Origin of the sequence: Streptomyces sp. NPDC051913 (assembly GCF_044593635.1) — a bacterium.
Taxonomy (GTDB): domain Bacteria; phylum Actinomycetota; class Actinomycetes; order Streptomycetales; family Streptomycetaceae; genus Streptomyces.
This window is the reverse complement of the sequence record NZ_JBIUCI010000007.1, coordinates 332,934-353,220: the sequence shown is the minus strand read 5'-3', so window position 1 is coordinate 353,220 and position 20,287 is coordinate 332,934. Positions and strand designations below refer to the sequence as shown.

Annotated in this window: 15 protein-coding genes; 7 read left to right on the top strand and 8 right to left on the bottom strand. The window is 70.0% G+C overall.

The annotated features are described in order from the left end of the window. Positions 1-5: 5 nt before the first annotated feature. Both ACIHIX_RS23475 and ACIHIX_RS23470 read right to left on the bottom strand, forming a co-directional pair. The gene (locus tag ACIHIX_RS23475; RefSeq protein ID WP_399959180.1) at positions 6-1,310 is read right to left on the bottom strand and encodes an ADP-ribosylglycohydrolase family protein; all 1,305 of its coding nucleotides are present in this window, start codon (positions 1,308-1,310) and stop codon (positions 6-8) included. After that, the gene (locus ACIHIX_RS23470) at positions 1,307-2,347 is read right to left on the bottom strand and encodes an ADP-ribosylglycohydrolase family protein (protein ID WP_399959178.1); all 1,041 of its coding nucleotides are present in this window, start codon (positions 2,345-2,347) and stop codon (positions 1,307-1,309) included. The genes ACIHIX_RS23475 and ACIHIX_RS23470 overlap by 4 nt, the downstream gene beginning before the upstream one ends. A 273-nt stretch (positions 2,348-2,620) precedes the next feature. Between ACIHIX_RS23470 and ACIHIX_RS23465 the strand changes: the two genes are divergently transcribed. From ACIHIX_RS23465 to ACIHIX_RS23455, 3 genes are all read left to right on the top strand, one after another. Next, positions 2,621-3,352 carry a VIT1/CCC1 transporter family protein gene (locus tag ACIHIX_RS23465; RefSeq protein WP_399959176.1) on the top strand — a complete coding sequence of 244 codons (732 nt, stop codon included), beginning with the start codon at positions 2,621-2,623 and terminating at the stop codon, positions 3,350-3,352. 371 nt (positions 3,353-3,723) lie between these two features. Continuing rightward, positions 3,724-8,331, top strand: coding sequence for a glutamate synthase large subunit (gene gltB, locus ACIHIX_RS23460; protein WP_399959174.1), 4,608 nt, complete (start codon positions 3,724-3,726; stop codon positions 8,329-8,331). Beyond that, the gene (locus tag ACIHIX_RS23455) at positions 8,324-9,784 is read left to right on the top strand and encodes a glutamate synthase subunit beta (RefSeq protein ID WP_399959173.1); all 1,461 of its coding nucleotides are present in this window, start codon (positions 8,324-8,326) and stop codon (positions 9,782-9,784) included. Before gltB ends, ACIHIX_RS23455 begins: the two co-directional genes overlap by 8 nt. A gap of 132 nt (positions 9,785-9,916) precedes the next feature. Here the strand turns inward: ACIHIX_RS23455 and ACIHIX_RS23450 are convergent, their stop codons facing one another. The 3 genes from ACIHIX_RS23450 to ACIHIX_RS23440 all read right to left on the bottom strand — a co-directional run bounded on the left by ACIHIX_RS23450 (position 9,917) and on the right by ACIHIX_RS23440 (position 13,077). Beyond that, positions 9,917-10,579 carry a calcium-binding protein gene (locus tag ACIHIX_RS23450; RefSeq protein WP_399959171.1) on the bottom strand — a complete coding sequence of 221 codons (663 nt, stop codon included), beginning with the start codon at positions 10,577-10,579 and terminating at the stop codon, positions 9,917-9,919. After that, entirely contained in the window at positions 10,576-11,739 is a 1,164-nt protein-coding gene (wecB, locus tag ACIHIX_RS23445; RefSeq protein WP_399959170.1) for a non-hydrolyzing UDP-N-acetylglucosamine 2-epimerase, read from the bottom strand. The genes ACIHIX_RS23450 and wecB overlap by 4 nt, the downstream gene beginning before the upstream one ends. 138 nt (positions 11,740-11,877) lie before the next feature. Further along, a complete protein-coding gene (locus ACIHIX_RS23440; protein ID WP_399959168.1) occupies positions 11,878-13,077 on the bottom strand; it encodes a glycosyltransferase family 2 protein in 1,200 nt (399 codons plus the stop codon). 464 nt (positions 13,078-13,541) lie between these two features. Here ACIHIX_RS23440 and ACIHIX_RS23435 point away from each other — a divergent pair, with 464 nt between their 5' ends. Next, positions 13,542-15,359 carry a DUF2334 domain-containing protein gene (locus ACIHIX_RS23435; RefSeq protein ID WP_399959166.1) on the top strand — a complete coding sequence of 606 codons (1,818 nt, stop codon included), beginning with the start codon at positions 13,542-13,544 and terminating at the stop codon, positions 15,357-15,359. Positions 15,360-15,370: 11 nt separating this feature from the next. Continuing rightward, a complete protein-coding gene (locus tag ACIHIX_RS23430) occupies positions 15,371-16,390 on the top strand; it encodes a glycoside hydrolase family 113 (RefSeq protein ID WP_399959164.1) in 1,020 nt (339 codons plus the stop codon). Here the strand turns inward: ACIHIX_RS23430 and ACIHIX_RS23425 are convergent. Then, positions 16,387-17,262, bottom strand: a complete 876-nt coding sequence (locus tag ACIHIX_RS23425; protein WP_399959162.1) for a chitosanase — start codon at positions 17,260-17,262, stop codon at positions 16,387-16,389. The genes ACIHIX_RS23430 and ACIHIX_RS23425 overlap by 4 nt on opposite strands. After that, entirely contained in the window at positions 17,259-18,182 is a 924-nt protein-coding gene (locus ACIHIX_RS23420; protein ID WP_399959160.1) for a rhomboid family intramembrane serine protease, read from the bottom strand. The genes ACIHIX_RS23425 and ACIHIX_RS23420 overlap by 4 nt, the downstream gene beginning before the upstream one ends. 97 nt (positions 18,183-18,279) lie before the next feature. On the opposite strand from ACIHIX_RS23420, the gene ACIHIX_RS23415 reads away from it, so the two are divergent. Beyond that, entirely contained in the window at positions 18,280-19,008 is a 729-nt protein-coding gene (locus tag ACIHIX_RS23415) for a vWA domain-containing protein (protein WP_399959158.1), read from the top strand. Here ACIHIX_RS23415 and ACIHIX_RS23410 read toward each other — a convergent pair. Next, complete coding sequence (locus ACIHIX_RS23410) at positions 18,989-19,843, bottom strand: aldo/keto reductase (RefSeq protein WP_399959156.1); 855 nt, start codon at positions 19,841-19,843, stop codon at positions 18,989-18,991. The two genes, ACIHIX_RS23415 and ACIHIX_RS23410, sit on opposite strands and share 20 nt — an antisense overlap. A 59-nt stretch (positions 19,844-19,902) precedes the next feature. Between ACIHIX_RS23410 and ACIHIX_RS23405 the strand changes: the two genes are divergently transcribed. Beyond that, complete coding sequence (locus ACIHIX_RS23405; RefSeq protein ID WP_399959155.1) at positions 19,903-20,244, top strand: MerR family transcriptional regulator; 342 nt, start codon at positions 19,903-19,905, stop codon at positions 20,242-20,244. Positions 20,245-20,287 lie beyond the last annotated feature (43 nt).

The following is a 20,287-nucleotide window of genomic DNA, read 5'->3' as shown; positions in this document are numbered from 1 at the left end:
CCGAATCATCCTCCTGGCAGGGGCGGTTGCGTGGCTTCCAGGAGTTCGGCGAGTTCCACCAGATCGGTGCCGGTGAGGCGGGGGAGGGCACAGCCCGAGAGGGTGCGGCAGGCGGCCCGCCAGGAGGGCGGGAGCGCGGCGCCGCCGGTGAGGGCTCCGGTGAGGGCGCCGGTCAGGGCGGGGGCCGAGTCCGCGACGCGTGACAGACAGGCGGCGGCGGGGACCGCTTCCGTGATGTCGCCGTTCGCCGCGGTGGCCAGGGCCAGGGCGACCGGGACGGTTTCCGCGGCCGCGATGCCGTAGCTGTAGACGTGGTCGACGATCTGGTGTTCCAGGAGGGGGATCAGGGCGAACGCGGTGGGGGTGGTGCGGGCGAGGTGCAGGGCGTGGCGGGCGTTGCGGCCGATCTCGGTCTCTTCCGGGAGTTCGGTGAGGGCGGCCGTGGTGCAGGTGTGGATGTCCGCGCCGGTGAGGGCGAGGGAGAGGGCGGCCGCCATCGCCCTCGCGCCGTGTACGCCGTCTCCGTCCTGGGTGTAGCGGGCGTCGAACTCGGCCAGATCCGCGGCGAGTCGGGGGTTGCCGGGGTGGGCCACGGCCAGGACGCAGGCTCTGACGCAGGCCGCGTCGTCGAAGTAGTGGGGGTTGTCGTGGCCGGTCGCGGGTGGGCGCAGGCCGGTGGCGAGATTGCCCAGGCCCGCTCTTACCGAGATGCGGGCGCGTAGGGGGAGTACGGCGGACTCGACTTCCGGGGCGCGGTGCGCGGCGGCGGCGACCTCGCCGGCGAGGGTGGTCCAGGTGAGGTCGATGGCCGCTCTGGTACGGCGGTCTCGGCTGAGGTCGGGGAGGGCGGTGTCGTCGCCTGCGCGGAGGATCGACTCCGCGGTGAAGGCCGCCCATTCGGCGTCGTCGGAGGGGCCGAGGCGGAGGGGCTCGGGGGGTTGGTTGAGGGCGATGGGGACGGGGAGGGTGGTGGTCGCGTTCTGTTCGGCGAAGGTGTCGAGTTCTCGGGTGAGGCGGCGGGTCCAGTCGGGCATGCGGGCGGCTCTGTGGCGGGCGGCGGGCCATCCGGCGGCGTCGCCTGCGGCTAGGCCCAGTAGCAGGCCTTCGATGCGGTGAGGGGCGTTTTTCGCCCCCGCCGCCCCTACCCGTCCCATCACCAGGGGCTGCCGCCCCTTCGACCCCGCGTCCTGGGGGCTGCCGCCCCCAGACCCCCGCTTCGGCCCTGAACGGGCCTCGTCCTCAAACGCCGGACGGGCTGGATGAACCGGGCCGGCGTCGAGAGGCGGGCGCTCCTCGTGTTCCAGCGTCATCTCGCGCCCTCCATCTCATCGCCGTCCGCCGCCAGTACGTACTCGGGCGGGGTCAGCAGGTCTGCCACGTCCAGTACGTGGTGGCCTGCCATGGAGGGGAGGCAGGTGCCTCTTGCCGGGGTGATGGCCGCTGCCCAGTCCGCCGGGATCGCCGAGACTCCTCGGGTCGCGCCGGCCAGGGCGCCGGCCACCGCCGCCGTCGTGTCCGCGTCGCGGCCCATGTTGACGGCCGTCAGTACCGCCTCCACGAAATCGCCGTCCGCCGCCGCGTACGCGCCGAAGGCGAGGGCGACGGCCTCGGGGGCGAGGTCGGTCCAGGGGTAGCCGCCGATCACGACCGCGGAGCGGACCGCGCGTTCGCCCCGGTGGGCCACCGCCACCGCGCGGCGCAGGGAGCGGGCCGTCCAGGAGTCGTCCGGGACGACCGCCAGGGCCGAGGCGACGACCGCGACCGTGGGGGCGCCCGCCATCGCCGCCGCCACTCCCGCGGCCACCGCTTGGCCGCCGTAGATGCCCTCTCCGTCGTGGCTCACCGAGCCGTCGATCGCCGCCAGGCGGGCCGCCTCGGCGGGGCGGCCCGACGCGTAGACGCCGAAGGGGGCCGCGCGCATCGCCAGGCCGTCGCTCCAGGCGTGGCGGTGCTGGGCCGAGATGGGGGCCGCGAGGCCCCGGCGCAGGTTCTCCAGGGTTCCTCGTTCGCTGAAGCCCGCTCCTCGGAACGGGCCCTCGTCGCGGTCCGCGATCCACTCGTGCCAGGCCGCCTCCACGTGGGCCGGGGTGAGGGCCGAGCCGTGGCGGGCCAGGAGGAGGCCGGAGAAGATCGCGTACTCCGTGTCGTCCGTGCCGGAGGGATTCTGCGCCACATAGCCCGTGATGCGGCCCCAGCGGGCTCGGATCTCGGAGGGTTTGAGGTTCTCGGCGGGGGCGCCGAGGGCGTCTCCCACCGCCAGGCCCAGCAGGGCTCCACGCCCTCGTTCGCGGAGTTCGGCGGCGTCCCCGGGCGCCGGTGCCGACGGGATGCAGGCGATCGATGCCATACGGCGGCCTCTCCTACGGGGGCTCCGCACAGGGCGCGGGGCCTTTGCGGATGTGTCCCACGGGAGGGTCGCGACAAGAGCATCACCGGCCTCAGCATCACCCGGTCGACATCTGAGCGAGCCTTCGATCGTATGCGCATTCGGAGGTAAAGGTGCAGGTTAGCGCAGCCTTTCCTTCGTGGCGGGCGGGAATTTCTCGTCGTACAGTCGGGTTGTCGGTAATTAGAATCTGTCTAAAGTTAGCTTTGGCTTAGCTTCCCTGGGGGACCCCTGATGGCCATCATCGAGACCGAGGCGCCGCTGCACGAGGCGCACCGTGACAACCACACCCACCGTGATGTGAACGGGGGATGGCTGCGGCCCGCGGTTTTCGGGGCCATGGACGGGCTGGTCTCCAACCTCGCCCTCATGACCGGTGTCGCCGGTGGAGCCGTCGGGCAGCAGGCCATCGTCGTCACCGGCCTCGCGGGGCTGGCCGCCGGCGCGTTCTCCATGGCCGCCGGTGAGTACACCTCCGTCGCCTCCCAGCGCGAGCTCGTCGAGGCCGAGCTGGATGTCGAGCGGCGGGAGCTGCGCAAGCATCCGGAGGACGAGGAGGCCGAGCTCGCCGCGCTGTACGAGGGCCGGGGGGTCGAGCCGTCGCTGGCGCGGGAGGTCGCCAAGCAGCTTTCCCGTGACCCCGAGCAGGCCCTGGAGATCCACGCCCGGGAGGAGCTCGGGATCGACCCCGGGGATCTGCCCTCGCCGCTCGTCGCCGCCGTGTCGTCCTTCGGGGCTTTCGCGCTCGGCGCGCTGCTGCCCGTACTGCCTTATCTGCTGGGAGCGAGCGCGCTGTGGCCCGCGGTTCTCCTCGCGCTCGTCGGGCTTTTCGGATGCGGGGCGGTCGTGGCCAAGGTGACGGCGCGGAGCTGGTGGTTCAGCGGACTGCGGCAGCTCGCTCTCGGTGGCGCGGCGGCCGGTGTGACGTACGCCCTGGGCAGCTTGTTCGGATCGGCCGTAGGATAGGTCGACCGCTACTTATGCGATGGGCCGCATAAGTAGCCGTTACTCACTGGTTTCGAATGCTTAACCACTGGGCATGAGCCGTAAGCGCTGTGGGCAATGACGCCTGCCGCGCATGCGCGAGGTGGGCGACGTCGCTCGCCTCGCCCTCGGGCCGACGGACATCGATCTGTCCCGTTCGGTCCCCACACACTTCAAGCCATGTGCGCGATACCCCCGTCGCCACCGCATGGCGTCCGCATGCTGGAACGAAGTATCCGGTTCCCGAGAACCGCTCCATCATGTAACCTGCACGAAATTTTGCGCACACGCAGAGGGCCAACGTCGTCCCTCGGCACAGCACATTGCCACTTGAGACGACGACGGGAGAGCCGATGCGTACGCCGCGCCAGCCGTCCCAGCATTCCGCGAATGGCCAGAACTGGTCCTTCATGGATGCTCGCCCTGCTGCGCAGGGTATGTACGACCCCCGCAACGAAAAGGACGCCTGTGGCGTCGGTTTCGTGGCCACCCTCACCGGCGAGGCGAGCCATGCGCTGGTCGAGCAGGCGCTCACGGTTCTGCGCAACCTGGAGCACCGCGGTGCCACCGGCTCCGAGCCCGACTCGGGTGACGGCGCGGGCATCCTGACCCAGGTTCCGGACGCCTTCTTCCGTGAGGTCGCCGGATTCGAGCTGCCCGAGGCCGGCGGCTACGCCGTCGGTATCGCCTTCCTGCCCGAGGACGGGACCGCGGACGCCGTCTCGAAGATCGAGACGATCGCCGGCGAAGAGGGCCTCACCGTCCTAGGCTGGCGTGAGGTCCCGGTCGCGCCCGAGCTGCTCGGTGCCACCGCCCGGTCGACCATGCCCGTCTTCCGCGAGATCTTCGTCGCCGACGGCACCAGCACCGGTATCGACCTCGACCGCAAGGCCTTCGTGCTGCGCAAGCGCGCCGAGCGCGAGGTCGACGTCTACTTCCCCTCGCTGTCCGCGCGGACGATCGTCCACAAGGGCATGCTGACCACCGGTCAGCTGGAGCCCTTCTTCCCGGACCTGTCCGACCGCCGCGTCGGCTCGGCCGTCGCCCTCGTCCACTCGCGGTTCTCCACGAACACCTTCCCTTCGTGGCCGCTCGCGCACCCCTACCGCTTCGTCGCGCACAACGGTGAGATCAACACCGTCAAGGGCAACCGCAACTGGATGGTGGCCCGCGAGTCGCAGCTCGTCTCCGACCTGTTCGGCAACGACGAGAAGGCGCTCGACCGTGTCTTCCCCGTCTGTACGCCGGACGCCTCGGACTCGGCGTCCTTCGACGAGGTGCTCGAACTCCTCCACCTCGGTGGGCGTTCGCTTCCGCACTCCGTGCTGATGATGATCCCGGAGGCGTGGGAGAACCACGACTCCATGGACCCGGCCCGACGCGCCTTCTACCAGTTCCACTCCACGATGATGGAGCCCTGGGACGGCCCGGCCTGTGTCACCTTCACCGACGGCACGCAGGTGGGTGCGGTTCTCGACCGCAACGGTCTGCGCCCCGGCCGCTACTGGGTCACCGACGAGGGTCTCGTCGTGCTCGGCTCCGAGGTCGGCGTCCTCGACATCGACCCCGCCAAGGTCGTCCGCAAGGGCCGCCTCCAGCCCGGCAAGATGTTCCTCGTCGACACCGCCGAGCACCGCATCATCGAGGACGACGAGATCAAGGCCGCCCTCGCCGCCGAGCAGCCGTACGCGGAGTGGCTGGAGGCCGGCGAGATCGAGCTGTCCGACCTGCCCGAGCGCGAGCACATCGTGCACACGCACGCCTCGGTCACCCGCCGCCAGCAGACCTTCGGTTACACCGAGGAGGAGCTGCGCGTCCTGCTCGCCCCGATGGCCAAGGCCGGTGCCGAGCCCATCGGTTCGATGGGCACGGACTCGCCGATCGCCGCTCTCTCCGAGCGTCCGCGGCTGCTCTTCGACTACTTCACCCAGCTGTTCGCGCAGGTCACCAACCCGCCGCTGGACGCCATCCGCGAGGAGCTCGTCACCTCGCTGCGCTCCTCGCTGGGCCCGCAGGGCAACCTGCTCGACCCGACGGCCGCTTCCTGCCGTACGGTCACCCTGCCCTTCCCGGTGATCGACAACGACGAGCTGGCCAAGCTCATCCACATCAACGCCGACGGCGACATGCCCGGCTTCAAGGCCGCGACGCTGTCCGGTCTGTACCGGGTCTCCGGCGGTGGCGACTCCCTCGCCGCGCGCATCGAGGAGATCTGCGCCGAGGCGGACGCCGCGATCGAGAACGGCGCCCGGCTGATCGTCCTGTCGGACCGCCACTCCGACGCCGAGCACGCGCCGATCCCGTCGCTGCTGCTCACCGCGGCCGTGCACCACCACCTCATCCGCACCAAGCAGCGCACCGAGGTGGGCCTGCTGGTTGAGGCCGGTGACGTCCGCGAGGTCCACCACGTCGCCCTGCTGATCGGTTTCGGCGCCGCGGCGGTCAACCCGTACCTGGCGATGGAGTCCGTCGAGGACCTCGTCCGCGCGGGCACCTTCCTCTCCGGCATCGAGGCCGAGCAGGCCATCCGCAACCTGATCTACGCCCTGGGCAAGGGCGTCCTGAAGGTCATGTCGAAGATGGGCATCTCGACCGTCGCCTCCTACCGCGGCGCCCAGGTCTTCGAGGCCGTCGGCCTGGAGGAGTCCTTCGTCGCCAAGTACTTCAACGGCACCGCCTCCAAGATCGGCGGCGTCGGTATCGACGTCATCGCCAAGGAGGTCGCCGCCCGGCACGCGAAGGCGTACCCGGCGTCCGGCATCGCGCCGGCCCACCGTGCGCTGGAGATAGGCGGCGAGTACCAGTGGCGCCGCGAGGGCGAGCCGCACCTGTTCGACCCGGAGACGGTCTTCCGCCTCCAGCACTCGACGCGCGCCAACCGCTACGACATCTTCAAGAAGTACACGGACCGCGTGAACGAGCAGTCCGAGCGGCTGATGACGCTCCGTGGACTCTTCGGCTTCAAGTCGGACCGGCCGTCGATCTCCATCGACGAGGTCGAGCCCGTCTCCGAGATCGTCAAGCGGTTCTCCACCGGCGCCATGTCCTACGGCTCCATCTCGCGCGAGGCCCACGAGACCCTCGCCATCGCGATGAACCAGCTGGGCGGCAAGTCCAACACCGGTGAGGGCGGCGAGGACCCGGACCGCCTCTACGACCCGGCCCGCCGGTCCGCCATCAAGCAGGTCGCCTCCGGCCGCTTCGGTGTGACCTCCGAGTACCTGGTCAACGCGGACGACATCCAGATCAAGATGGCCCAGGGCGCCAAGCCCGGCGAGGGCGGCCAGCTGCCCGGCCACAAGGTCTACCCGTGGGTCGCCAAGACCCGTCACTCCACCCCGGGTGTCGGTCTGATCTCCCCGCCGCCGCACCACGACATCTACTCCATCGAGGACCTGGCCCAGCTGATCCACGACCTGAAGAACGCGAACCCGCAGGCGCGGATTCACGTGAAGCTGGTCTCCGAGGTCGGCGTCGGCACGGTCGCGGCCGGTGTGTCCAAGGCGCACGCGGACGTCGTCCTCATCTCCGGCCACGACGGCGGTACGGGCGCCTCGCCGCTGACGTCGCTCAAGCACGCCGGTGGTCCCTGGGAGCTCGGTCTCGCCGAGACCCAGCAGACCCTGCTGCTCAACGGCCTGCGCGACCGCATCGTCGTGCAGACCGACGGTCAGCTCAAGACCGGCCGTGACGTCGTCATCGCCGCGCTGCTCGGCGCCGAGGAGTTCGGTTTCGCGACCGCGCCGCTCGTCGTCTCCGGCTGCGTCATGATGCGCGTCTGCCACCTGGACACCTGCCCGGTCGGCATCGCCACCCAGAACCCGACGCTGCGCGACCGGTTCTCCGGCAAGGCCGAGTACGTCGTGAACTTCTTCCAGTTCATCGCCGAAGAGGTCCGCGAGATCCTCGCCGAGCTGGGCTTCCGCACCATCGAGGAGGCCGTCGGCCACGCCGAGACCCTCGACGTGACCCGCGCGGTCAACCACTGGAAGGCACAGGGCCTGGACCTGGCCCCGCTCTTCTACGTGCCCGAGCTGCCCGAGGGCGCGGTGCTGCACCAGGTCATCGAGCAGGACCACGGCCTGGAGAAGGCGCTCGACAACGAGCTCATCAAGCTCGCCGCCGACGCGCTGGCCGCCGACTCGGCGACCGGCGCCCAGCCGGTCCGCGCCCAGGTCGCGATCCGCAACATCAACCGCACGGTCGGCACCATGCTCGGCCACGAGGTGACCAAGAAGTTCGGTGGCGCGGGCCTGCCCGACGACACCGTCGACATCACCTTCACCGGTTCCGCGGGCCAGTCCTTCGGCGCCTTCCTCCCGCGCGGCATCACACTGCGCCTGGAGGGCGACGCCAACGACTACGTCGGCAAGGGCCTCTCCGGCGGCCGGGTGATCGTCCGTCCCGACCGGGGCGCCGACCACCTCGCCGAGTACTCGACGATCGCGGGCAACACGATCGCGTACGGCGCGACCGGCGGCGAGCTCTTCCTGCGCGGCCGTACCGGCGAGCGGTTCTGCGTCCGCAACTCCGGTGCCACCGTCGTCTCCGAGGGCGTGGGCGACCACGGCTGCGAGTACATGACCGGTGGTCACGCGGTGGTCCTCGGCGAGACGGGCCGCAACTTCGCGGCCGGCATGTCCGGTGGCGTCGCGTACGTCATCGACCTCGACAAGGACAACGTCAACGTCGGCAACGTGAACGCCGTGGAGGCGCTCGACGACGCCGACAAGCAGTGGCTGCACGACGTCGTGCGCCGCCACCAGGAGGAGACCGGCTCCACGGTCGCCGAGAAGCTCCTGGCCGAGTGGGACACCCCCGGAGGAGGGGTGGACCGCTTCAGCAAGATCATCCCCAGTACGTACAAGGCTGTGCTCGCCGCCAAGGCCGCCGCCGAGCAGGCCGGACTCTCCGAGTCCGAGATCACCGAGAAGATGATGGAGGCGGCGACCAATGGCTGATCCCAAGGGCTTCCTGAACCACGGCCGTGAGGTCGCCAAGTCCCGTCCGGTCGACGTGCGGCTGAAGGACTGGAACGAGGTCTACGTCCCCGGCTCCCTGCTGCCGATCATCAGCAAGCAGGCCAGCCGCTGCATGGACTGCGGTATCCCGTTCTGTCACAACGGCTGTCCGCTCGGGAACCTCATCCCCGAGTGGAACGACTACGCCTACCGCGAGGACTGGGCGGCCGCCAGCGAGCGGCTGCACGCGACCAACAACTTCCCGGAGTTCACCGGTCGCCTCTGCCCCGCGCCCTGTGAGTCGGCGTGTGTGCTCGGCATCAACCAGCCGGCCGTGACCATCAAGAACGTCGAGGTCTCGATCATCGACAAGGCGTGGGACACCGGTGACGTCGAGCCGCAGATCCCCGAGCGCCTGTCGGGCAAGACCGTCGCCGTCATCGGCTCGGGCCCGGCCGGCCTCGCCGCCGCCCAGCAGCTCACCCGGGCCGGTCACACGGTCGCGGTGTACGAGCGCGCCGACCGCATCGGTGGTCTGCTCCGCTACGGCATCCCCGAGTTCAAGATGGAGAAGCGGCACATCAACCGCCGCATCGAGCAGATGCGCGCGGAGGGCACCCGCTTCCGCACCGGCATCGAGATCGGCCGCGACCTCAAGGCGACCGACCTGAAGAAGCGGTACGACGCCGTCGTCATCGCCGCCGGTGCGACGACCGCCCGTGACCTGCCCGCCCCGGGCCGCGACCTCAAGGGCATCCACCAGGCCATGGAGTACCTGCCGCTGGCGAACAAGGTGCAGGAGGGGGACTACGTCACCGCTCCCATCACCGCCGAGGGCAAGCACGTCGTGGTCATCGGCGGTGGCGACACCGGCGCCGACTGCGTGGGCACCGCGCACCGCCAGGGCGCGGCCTCGGTCACGCAGCTGGAGATCATGCCGAAGCCGGGTGAGGACCGCGCCCCGAACCAGCCCTGGCCGACCTTCCCGATGCTCTACAAGGTCACCTCGGCGCACGAGGAGGGCGGTGAGCGGGTCTACTCCGTCTCCACCACCCACTTCGAGGGCGACGAGGACGGCAACGTCCAGTGGCTGCACCTCGTCGAGGTCGAGTTCATCGACGGCAAGCTGACCCAGAAGCCGGGCACGGAGCGTAAGATCCCCGCCCAGCTGGTCACCCTCGCCATGGGCTTCACCGGCACCGACCGGGAGAACGGCCTGGTGGACCAGTTCGGTCTCGAACTCGACGAGCGCGGCAACATCGCCCGCGACGCCGACTTCCAGACCAACGTCCCCGGTGTCTTCGTCGCCGGTGACGCGGGCCGCGGTCAGTCGCTCATCGTGTGGGCGATCGCGGAGGGCCGCTCGGCCGCCCGCGGCACCGACCGGTTCCTGACCGGCGCCAGCGACCTGCCGGCCCCGATCCGGCCGACCGACCGCTCGCTGATGGTGTGATCTCACCCGCATAGACGTCCCGTACAACGGCGTACGGAACACTGACGGCGCCCGCCCATCTCGTCCCCGACCGGACGATGGGCGGGCGCCGTCGCCCTTTTCTCAGCCCTTCGCAGCCCTTCGCAGCCCTTCTCAGCCCGAAGTCGCCTCCAGGCCCTCGAACTCCACCGTCGCGTCCTCCGAGTACGCGCCCACCCGGCCCTGGTTGTACGGCAGTTCGGCGTCCGTGAACCGCACCAGCGGCTTGCCGCCGACCGACACGGACAGCGCCGTCCCGCGCTGCTCGACCCGCACGTCGTACCAGGGACCCACGGGGTACTCGGTCCGGCCGGTCGCCAGGAAGCGCTGGCCGCCCGGGTAGGCCGGGTCGCGCTTGCCGAGCTCCCAGCCGTTCGGCTTGAGGGTGATGTAGTAGAAGTGCTCCGGGTCGGTGTACGCCCAGACCAGCCACGGCACTTCCCACGGGTTCGGCTTGGGTGAGCGCAGCTGCTTCAGCGTCCGCATCCGTGCCTCGTAGCGCACGTCCGTGTAGGCGGCGGTGCTCACCACCAGGCCCGCATGGGTGGTGCCGGGGTCCTCGGCGGCCATGGGGGAGAGGGTGAGCGAGGCGTTGTCGCCGTGGTTGGTGCCCATGCCGTTGAACACCGACAGCCAACGGCCGTGTGTGGTGCCGTCGATCCACGGCCTGGGAGGCGGCGAGTCGTCGCCCTGGCACTGGCTCACGGTGATCGCGACGATCGCGGCCAGGGCGAGAGCCAGTGCCAGTCCGGTGACCCGACCACCCCTGCGTGTCATGCCGTCGAGTATGGCCCGGATGCCGTCAGGCCGACCGGGACATCGGCGGCGAAGTCCTCGGCCAGCTGGCCCAGGATGCGGTGCGCTGCCTCGCCGTCGCCGAACGGGTTGCCCGCGGTCGCCATCCGCCGGTACTCCGCCGGGTCGTCCAACAGCCGTTCCGCCCAGGTCACGATGGCCTCCGGGTCGGTGCCGATCAGCCGGGCCGCACCCGCTTCGACCGCCTCGGGCCGTTCGGTGGTGGTGCGCAGCACCAGTGAGGGCTTGGCGAGGCTCGGCGCCTCCTCCTGGATGCCGCCGGAGTCGGTGAGGACGAGGTCGCACTCGGCCAGCGTCGCCGCGAAGTCCAGGTAGGCGAGCGGTTCGACGAGCGAGATGCCCTGGTGGCCTTCGAGTTCGGGCAGCAGCGCCTCGCGGACGGCCGGGCTCTTGTGCAGCGGCAGCACGATCTCCAGGTCCCCGCGCCGGGCGAGCCGGGCCAGCGCCCGCCCCATGCCGCGCATCCGCTCGCCCTGGTTCTCCCGGCGGTGCAGGGTCACCAGGATGCGTTTGGCGTCGGTGCGGAACGCGGAGACCCCGGCGCCCTCGGTCAGCACCCACAGCAGGTTGTCGATGACGGTGTTGCCGGTGGTGAAGACCTGCTCGCCGGGGACGCCCTCGTCGGTCAGATGCCGGGCCGCGGCCGGGGTCGGGGCGAAGTGCCAGCGGGCGATACGGCCGATGAGGCTGCGGTTGAGCTCCTCGGGGAACGGGTTGTCGATGACGCCGGTGCGCAGGCCCGCCTCGACATGGGCGACCGGGATCTTCTCGTAGAAGGCGGCCAGGGCGCCGGCCAGCGCGGTGGTGGTGTCCCCCTGCACCACCACCAGGTCGGGACGCTGCTCGCGCAGCACCCCGCCGAGCTCCCGGACCAACCGGGCGGTCAGGTCGGAGAGTTGCTGCCGGGTACGCATCACGTCGAGGGAGATCCGGGCGTCGACCCCCAGCATGCCGAGCATCTGATGGAGCATCTCGCGGTGCTGGCCGGTGGTGACGACGAGCGGTTCGAACTGCGGACCGGCGGCCATCGCCCGTGCCACGGGCGCCAGTTTGATGGCTTCTGGGCGGGTGCCGAGCACCAGCATGGCGCGTACGGGCAGGGCTGACGGAGGTGTGGACATGATGGGTGCCCCCCTTGGGCATGCGTGATCGGCGCAGCGACCACGTGAGGGTGATGAGAGGTGGAGCGGTGAAAGCTGAGGACCCGCGCGGGGATCCGGCGCGGCCTGAACGTCCTCATGCGAGCAGGGTGGAAGTCCTCAGGTGCGTGCCGTCTTCAGCCAGCCCCGCTGGCCGGTGAGCATCCGCCAGAAGCCCCACCAGCCGGCCGCGAACCAGATGTAGCCGTAGAAGACGAAGACGTGCGCGAGCAGGACCGAGCGCACCAGTCCGAGGTCACGCTCCCGCTTGGCGTACACGAAGCCGTACGCGTAGGCGGCGGTGAAGGAGAGCAGATACGGGCCGAGGAGCCACATCGGGGACACGAGCGGGTGTCCCACCTGCACGGAGGCCACGGTGGTGGCGCCGAAGGCGACGAGGAAGGACAGCGGCAGCAGCGAGGTGAGCAGGATCAGCACCGGGCTGGAGAGGTGGTACAGCAGATCGACGGCGGCTCTGGTCGGGACGTCCCTGAGGATGAGCGGGACGAGTCCGGCCGACTGGAGGTGGCCCTGGAACCAGCGGGACCGCTGGCGGATCAGGCGCCGCAGACTGAGTACGGCCTGCTGGGAGACGGCGGCGGTGGTGCAGTGCTGGTTGGTCCAGCCCTTGGCGATCAGCCGCACCCCGAGGTCGAGGTCCTCGGTGAGGCTGTCGCTCCACGGGCCGTCGCCGTCCAGGGTGTCGAGGGCGGACAGCCGCATGAACTGTCCGTTGCCGCCCATGCCGACGCTGCCGATGTAGCGGCGGGCGCTCTGGAAGACGTCGCCGTAGACGACGAACTCCATGTCCTGCATACGGGCGAGGAGTCCGAGGTGCCGGTTGTACATCCGGACGCAGACCTGGACCGCGCCGGTGCGCGGGTCGTCGAAGTACGGGTCGACCGACTGCACGACGTGCGGATCGAGCCGTCCGTCGGCGTCGACCACGCACAGGACAACGTCGGCGGGGTCGTGGCCGGCGAGCAGCCCGGACTCGCGCAGATGGCGGACCCCGTCGTTGAGGGCGGCGCCCTTGCCCCTGCGGCAGTTCGGCGGGGTGCGCCGGTGCACCCGGACCAGGGCCGGATCGGCGGCCCTGGCGACCTGGAAGGTGCGGTCGTCCGAGCCGTCGTCGATGACCAGGGCCATGAAATTCCGGGCGGGCAGCGAAGTGATGCGCGCCAGGCTTTCAGAAAGCACTTTCTCCTCGTTGAGACAGGCGAGCAGAAATACGTAGAACCGGTCTCTCCGGTCGGTCCTGGAACGGCGAATTCTGCGCCTCGACAACAGAAAGAGACTCGTGTTGTAGCACCCGGCCATAATGATCAGAATGATGCTCGACCACAGCAGCAGTTCAGTGATCATGGGTGCTCCCGGTGCCGACCTGCGTCCTTTGTGCCTGACGGCGCAGTCGTATCCGGGCCAGCAATATGAGACAGGCCGTCAGGCAATAGAACAGAAATCCGGCTCCCGCCGTTGCCTGCAGGGCTTTGGCCAAAGGTAGCCCCGGTACAGCTTCTGGCGCGGCCATCGCCCCAGCCAGGGGTAGCAGAGCCCCCAGGGCGGGTCGTCCGTACATTGTCCCCCCACATTTCACAGCGCGTCCCCATCGCGCGAAGGTGAACGTAGCAGAAGTCGAGGGCGAGTCGGCAGACTAATCGGGAAAAGGCAATGTGTGATCTTCCGGTAGGGTCTCCTGGCGCTCACAAAATTCATGCAAAGTGGGGGGAATGATCGTGAGACCGATGGTCCGTCCTCGGCGACGAGGAATCTCGAAGTTTTCCGTGCTCCTGTTGCTGATCGCCGCCCTGTTGAGCGGCACTTTCCTGGCCGCCGGTGCCCAGGCCGCGCCGAAAGGTCATGGACATGGCCATGAAAACATCGGTGGGAAATCCGGACTGAATCGCGTCGACCTCAAAGGCTGGGCGAAGGCCCAGCTCAAGGCCGACGACGCACGCCACGACAAGAAACGCCGGAAGGCCGCCGCGACCACGCTGTCGAGCACCGCGGTCCTCCCGGCCCGCACCGCCTCGACGGTGACCCGGCAGGCCACCCTGCTCCAGGCCGCCGACGTCGCCGCCGCGGCCGACCCGAGCACCCTCGTCCTCTACGACACGGCAGGCCCCTACGGGCAGTTGGGCGAGCTGTACGCCATGGCCGCGGCCAACCTCGCCGGCCACTTCGGCACGGTGACCGCCAAGCCGGTCCAGCAGTACACGGCCGGCCTGGTCGAGTCGTACTCGGCCGTGATCTACATCGGCTCGACCTACTACTGCTGCGACGTCCCGGACGCCGTCCCGGCCGCCTTCTACCAGGACGCCTCCACCACCACCAAGCCGGTGCTGTGGATGGGTGCCAACATCTGGAACATGGCGAACTCGGTGGGCGTAGCCCAGTTCACCCAGAAGTACGGCTGGGACCCGACGACGTCGTACTACGAGGACGGCGGTTCGATCGGGACCGTGACGCAGGTGACGTACAAGAACCAGGCCCTCACCCGGAAGATCCCGGCGGGCCAGGACGGCGGTGTGCTGCGCCCCAACGTCCTCACCGGTCCCGGCTACCCCGCCGTCACCCGGCTCGCGGAGGGACTCGACACCTCCAACGGGCACACCTTCGGGTGGGCGGTCCGCTCCTCGAACCTCACCTACATCGGTGAGATCCCGTTCGCCTACGTCTCGGAGAACGACCGCATCATCGCCCTGGAGGACCTCCTCTTCGACGCCCTCGCACCGGCCACCACCGAACGGCACCGCGCGCTGCTGCGCCTGGAGGACATCAGCCCCGACTCCGACCCGGCCGAGCTGCGCGCGATGGCCGACTACCTCAAGTCGCAGAACATCGCGTACGGCATCAACGTGATCCCCGTCTACACGGACCCCAACGGCACCTACAACAACGGTGTCCCGCAGACGCTCACGCTCGCCCAACGGCCGCAGGTGGTCAGCGCCCTGAAGTACATGCTGGCCAGGGGCGCGGTCCTGATGGACCACGGCTACACCCACCAGTACGGCAATGTCGCCAACCCCTACAACGGGGTCACCGGCGACGACTTCGAGTTCTACCGGGCGCATGTCGACGCCTCGGACAACGTGGTCTACGACGGCCCCGTCGCCGGGGACTCCACCATCTGGGCGCAGGGCCGGGTGACCAGCGCGCTGGCCGCGTTCGCCGCCGTCGGGCTGCCCAAACCGACGTTGTGGACCACCCCGCACTACGCGGGTTCGGCCACCGACTACAAGGCCATCAGCGCCAACTTCTCGGCCCGCCTGGAGCGTTCGCTCTACTTCTCCGGGACGCTCAGCGGCAACTCCGCCGGGCCCAACGTGTTCATCGGCCAGTTCTTCCCGTACGTCGTCAAGGACGTGTACGGCACCAAGGTGCTGCCCGAGAACATCGGCAACTACGAACCCGACGCCTACAACAACCACCCGGCGAGGCTGCCGGCCGACCTGATCGCCTCGGCCAAGGCCAACCTGGCCGTCCGCGACGGCTTCGCCAGCTTCTTCTACCACCCGTACTACCCGACCCAGCCGCTCAAGGACACGATCGACGGCATCAGGGCCCTGGGCTACACCTTCGTCAGCCCGACCAGCCTGTGAGGGGCACCACCGTGAAGAGGAGGGTCGTCGCCGCTGCCGCGGTGGCGGCCCTCCTCGCCGCCGCGGGCTGCACCACCACCGGCGCCGCGGACCACAAGAGACCGGGGGCCACCCTGCGCGGCATCACCCTGCCCTCCTGGTACCGCACCGACTACGACAGCCCCGCCGCCCCCCGCTATCTGCGGGACATCAAGGCCACCGGGGCCCGCTGGGTCACCTTCACGCCCACCTGGTACCAGCGGCATCGCACCGACACGGAGATGCACCCCACCGAGGAGACCGCGAGCGACGCCAGTCTGCGCCGGATCGTGCGCCGCGCACATCGGGCCGGCCTCCAGGTGATGATCAAGCCGCACGTGGACCTGCCCGGCGACGGCGACCGCGCCGAGATCCGCCCCCGTGACCGGGCCGCCTGGTTCACCTCGTACCGCCGTTTCATCACCCACTACGCCGACCTCGCATCGGACACGGGCGTCGAGCAGTTCGCGGTCGGCACCGAACTCGCCGGGGTCTCCGGCGAGCGCGAGGCGTGGACCCGGGTCATCGCGGCGGTCCGGGACCGCTACGACGGCACCCTGACCTACGCCGCCAACTACGACGAGTACACGAAGGTCCGCTTCTGGAAGGAGCTCGACCTCATCGGCATCGACGCCTACTGGCCGCTGGCGGAGAAGCCCACGACGGACGTCGGACAGCTGCGCCGCGCCTGGCTGCCGATCGCCGAGAAGCTCGCCGCGTTCGCCGAACGGCACGACCGGCGCGTGCTGTTCACCGAGGCCGGGTACGTCAGCCAGCGCGGCGCGACCACCGCGCCGTACGCCTGGGACCTCAGCGAACGCACCGGAGACGCCGAACAGGCCGCCGCCTACCGGGCGTTGCTGGACACCTTCACCGGCCGCCGCTGGTGGGCCGGGGTCTGCTGGTGGATGTGGGACGACTGGCCGGACAGCGGCGAGACACCGGCGAGGCTGGCGTATTCGCCGCATGGGAAGCCGGCGGAGCGGGTGCTGCGAGAGGAGTGGGGCACCTAGGAAACCTGGTACGTCTCCCCGTACACCGCCCACGTCAACGGCGTCTCCAGCGCCAGCTTGCCCTCGCGCAGGAAGCGGCGCTGGGCCGTGTCGACGCGGGAGGTGTCGATGTCGGCGCTGCGGGTGCGCATCGCGGCCTCGCGGACGTCGAGGAAGGCGCTGAGGTAGGCCTTCTCGGAGCCTCCTTCGGAGGGCAGGTCGGCCTTCTTCATGGCGCTCTCGCGCAGGCCGTAGAAGCTGGTGGCGTTGGTGCCGGGGCCGTGGAAGACCATGGCGTCGTAGTAGATGAACTGGCCCAGGGCGCCGAGCCCGTCGAGCTTGGCGAGGCGGACCGCGGGGTCGAAGTAGACGCGGTCGCGTTCCGCGTCCTGGGCCTCGCGGAACGCCTCGACCTTCGCCTCCGCCTTCCACGCCGCGGTGAAACCCGGGTCCAGGCCCTCATGCGAGTCCGAGCCGTCGACCTTGCGCAGGGCGGGGAGGTAGCGGGCGAGACCGTTGTCCGGGTGGTCCTTCGTGTAGCGCTCGACCAGGGTGAGCAGGTCGTGGGTGCCGGTGCAGAAGCCGATGATGCCGGCCGTGTAGCCCTGGCCGTCGCCGATGTCCTCGACGTAGGCGTAGGCGGTGCGCCAGTCGAGGGTGGAGTTCTCGGCGCTCGCCACGAGCTGCTGGGCCAGCTCCTTCTTGGCGGGGGCGGCGAGGCCCGCGGGGAGCGAGGCGAGGGTCTTGTCGTCGTCCGAACGCTGCTCCGACCGGGAGGTGGCGGCCGGCGCCTCGGACTCGGACTCGGTCGAGTCCGAAGGGGAGAGGAAGAACACTCCCGCCGCGATGGCCACGGGAACGGCCGCGAGCAGCGGGACACCCACACGTCTCACTGGGTCAACTCCGAGATCTTCACGAGCGTCAGGATTACGAGCAGCGCGAGGAGCGCCACGCAGGCGGACGCCTGGACGAGGGCGCGCCGCGGCCCTCGGGGAGCGTACGCGTAGGCGAGCGCGACGGCACCGCCCGTGAGCAGGCCGCCGAGGTGGCCCTGCCAGGACGTGACGAAGGCCGAGCCGGCCAGCCAGACCAGCATGTACACCATGAAGCGGTTCACCCCGCGCATGTCCGCGCCGCCCCGGCGGGCCAGCACGTAGTAGGCCGCGGCGAGGCCGAAGATCGCCCCCGAGGCACCCAGCGACTCGGTACCGGAGTCGGCGAGCAGTGCTTCGCCGACGGAACCGCCGACCGTCGCGAGGAGGTAGAGCGCGAGGTAGCGGACCCGGCCCAGCGCCGGTTCCACGGCCCGGCCGAGCTGCCACAGCGAGAGCATGTTCATCACGATGTGCAGCAGCCCGAAGGTCCCCTCGGTGGGCTCCAGGTGCAGGAAGCCGCTGGTCAGCAGGCGCTCCCACTGCCCGGCCACCAGACCCTCGGCGTGGTAGTCGGAGGGGTGGGAGGACTCGTAGAGGTAGTGACCGCCGTCCGGGCCGACCAGGCCCGCGGTGAGCATCGCGAAACGGTCCACGATCTGCGGGCGGACCACCTCGCCGACATACGCGAGCACGTTCAGCCCGATCAGTACGTACGTCACCAGCGGCACCGCCGACACGCGCCCGCCGACGACCGTGCGGGCCTGCCGCACCGACCGGGCGCCCTCCTTCACGCACTCCACGCACTGGTGACCCACCGCCGCCTCGCGCATGCAGTCCGGGCAGATGTACCGGTCGCAGCGGGTGCAGCGGACGTGGGACTCCACCTTGGGATGGCGGAAGCAGGTGGTGACGGCGGACTCGGTGGCCTCGGGTTCCACGGCCGGCTCCTCGGAGATGGGACGATCTGTGAGCCGGTGGGGACGGCGGCGAACAAAATAGCGAATGCCTGGGAAGAGAGAGACAGTGGGGGAACGAATGGCGGCGATCAGTCTCAGCAAGGTCGAGGAGACGGCACCCGCGCTGGTGAACCTGTACAAGAGCGCGGGGGTCTCGCTGCGCAAGCACGGTCTGGACGGGCTACGGGCCGCCGTCTACCTCGTGGTCGACTACTCCGGGTCCATGAAGCCGTACTACGCCGACGGCAGTGTCCAGGCCCTCGCCGACCGGGTGCTCGGGCTCTCCGCGCACCTCGACGACGACGGCACCGTCCCGGTCGTCTTCTTCTCGACCGACGTCGACGCCGAGACGGAGATCGCCCTCGCCGACCACGAGGGGCGCATCGACCGGATCGTGGCCGGCCTCGGGCACATGGGCAAGACCAGCTACCACCTGGCGATGGACGCGGTCATCGACCACTACCTCGACAGCGGCTCCCGGGAACCCGCCCTCGTCGTCTTCCAGACCGACGGCGGCCCCATCAACAAGCTCGCCGCGGAACGCTATCTGTGCAAGGCGGCCCGGCTGCCGCTGTTCTGGCAGTTCATCGGCTTCGGGGACGCGAAGAGCAAGCAGTTCGACTATCTGCGCAAACTCGATGAGCTGGCCGTCCCCGACAAGCGCGCCGTCGACAACGCCGGGTTCTTCCACGCCGGTTCGGAGCCGCGCAAGGTCTCCGACACCGAGCTGTACGACCGACTCGTCGGCGAGTTCCCGAAGTGGCTGGTGGCCGCGCGGGCGCAGGGGATCATCCCGCCAGGCGCTTGAACTGCTCGTCCGTGAGGGCGAGTTCGAGCGCGCCGGCGTTCTCCGCGAGGTGGCCCGGGGACGAGGTCCCCGGGATCGGGAGCACGTTCGGCGCGCGGTGCATCAGCCAGGCCAGCGCGGTCTGCGAGGCCGTCGCGCCCAGCTCGGCGGCGACCTCCGCCAGCGCACCCCGCTCGCCCCCGCTGACCGGGAAGTACGGCACGAAGGCGATCCCGCGCTCCGCGGTGTGGTCGATCACCGGATCGTGGCCGCGCTCGCCCAGGTTGTACAGGTTCTGCACGCTCGCGATCGGCGCTATGCGCGCGGCCTCCTCCAGCTCCGCGACGGAGACCTCGGAGAGGCCGATGTGGCGGACCTTGCCCTCCTCCTGGAGCTGTCGCAGCGCGCCGATCTGGTCGGCGAGCGGGTAGTCGGGGTCGACGCGGTGCAGATGCAGCAGGTCGAGGCGGTCGGTGCGCAGCCGACGCAGACTCAACTCGGCCTGCTGGCGCAGATAGGCGGGGTGGCCGAGGGGGATCCACTCGGTCGGACTCGGCCGCACGACGCCCGCCTTCGTGGCGATCACGACGTCGTCGCGGTGCGGTCGCAGGGCCTCGGCCAGCAACTCCTCGTTCGCGCCGAGCGCGTAGGCGTCGGCGGTGTCGAAGAGGTTCACGCCGAGATCGACCGCCGTGCGAAGCAGGGCGATCGACTCCGCGCGGTCGGTGGGCGCGGTCCAGATGGGGGCCGTCATGCCGGCCCGCTCGTGCGGGGAGTTCGCCAGGCGCATCGCGCCGTAGCCGATCCGCCGTACTTCGAGGTCGCCGCCGAGCCGGAATACCGTGGTGTTCGTCATGGCTGCGACGCTATGAGCTCACATGGATGTGAGGTTCAAGGGTCTGTGATGGGGGTCACATGAAGATCGGGGAGCTGGCCGCGGAGACCGGCGTCAGCGTGCGGCTGCTGCGCTACTACGAGGAGCAGGGGCTGCTCGACGCGGGACGCACCGCGGGCGGGCAGCGGGTCTACGACGCCGGGGCGCCGGTGACCGTACGCCGGATCCGCGCCCTGCTCGACGCCGGGCTGCCCACCCGGGTGATCCGCGAGGTCCTGGACTGCGTGTGCGGCAGCGAGGCCGAGGTCGAACCCTGTCTGACACCCGTGCTGCTGAAGCAACTCCAGGGGATCGAGGAGCGGATCGCGGGCCTGGAGGGTTCACGCCGGTCGCTCGCGCGGCTGCTCGCCCCGTTGGCTTAGCCGGACGACCGTGCCACCCTGAGGTTGATCCGACGGGAGGCGG

What these genes read in the sequence shown, in the direction of transcription:
- ACIHIX_RS23475 (WP_399959180.1), bottom strand. Translation starts at nt 1,310, where the DNA reads ATGACGCTGGAACACGAGGAGCGCCCGCCTCTCGACGCCGGCCCGGTT.
- ACIHIX_RS23470 (WP_399959178.1), bottom strand. Translation starts at nt 2,347, where the DNA reads ATGGCATCGATCGCCTGCATCCCGTCGGCACCGGCGCCCGGGGACGCC.
- ACIHIX_RS23465 (WP_399959176.1), top strand. Translation starts at nt 2,621, where the DNA reads ATGGCCATCATCGAGACCGAGGCGCCGCTGCACGAGGCGCACCGTGAC.
- gltB (WP_399959174.1), top strand. Translation starts at nt 3,724, where the DNA reads ATGCGTACGCCGCGCCAGCCGTCCCAGCATTCCGCGAATGGCCAGAAC.
- ACIHIX_RS23455 (WP_399959173.1), top strand. Translation starts at nt 8,324, where the DNA reads ATGGCTGATCCCAAGGGCTTCCTGAACCACGGCCGTGAGGTCGCCAAG.
- ACIHIX_RS23450 (WP_399959171.1), bottom strand. Translation starts at nt 10,579, where the DNA reads ATGACACGCAGGGGTGGTCGGGTCACCGGACTGGCACTGGCTCTCGCC.
- wecB (WP_399959170.1), bottom strand. Translation starts at nt 11,739, where the DNA reads ATGTCCACACCTCCGTCAGCCCTGCCCGTACGCGCCATGCTGGTGCTC.
- ACIHIX_RS23440 (WP_399959168.1), bottom strand. Translation starts at nt 13,077, where the DNA reads ATGGCCGGGTGCTACAACACGAGTCTCTTTCTGTTGTCGAGGCGCAGA.
- ACIHIX_RS23415 (WP_399959158.1), top strand. Translation starts at nt 18,280, where the DNA reads ATGGCGGCGATCAGTCTCAGCAAGGTCGAGGAGACGGCACCCGCGCTG.
- ACIHIX_RS23410 (WP_399959156.1), bottom strand. Translation starts at nt 19,843, where the DNA reads ATGACGAACACCACGGTATTCCGGCTCGGCGGCGACCTCGAAGTACGG.
- ACIHIX_RS23405 (WP_399959155.1), top strand. Translation starts at nt 19,903, where the DNA reads ATGAAGATCGGGGAGCTGGCCGCGGAGACCGGCGTCAGCGTGCGGCTG.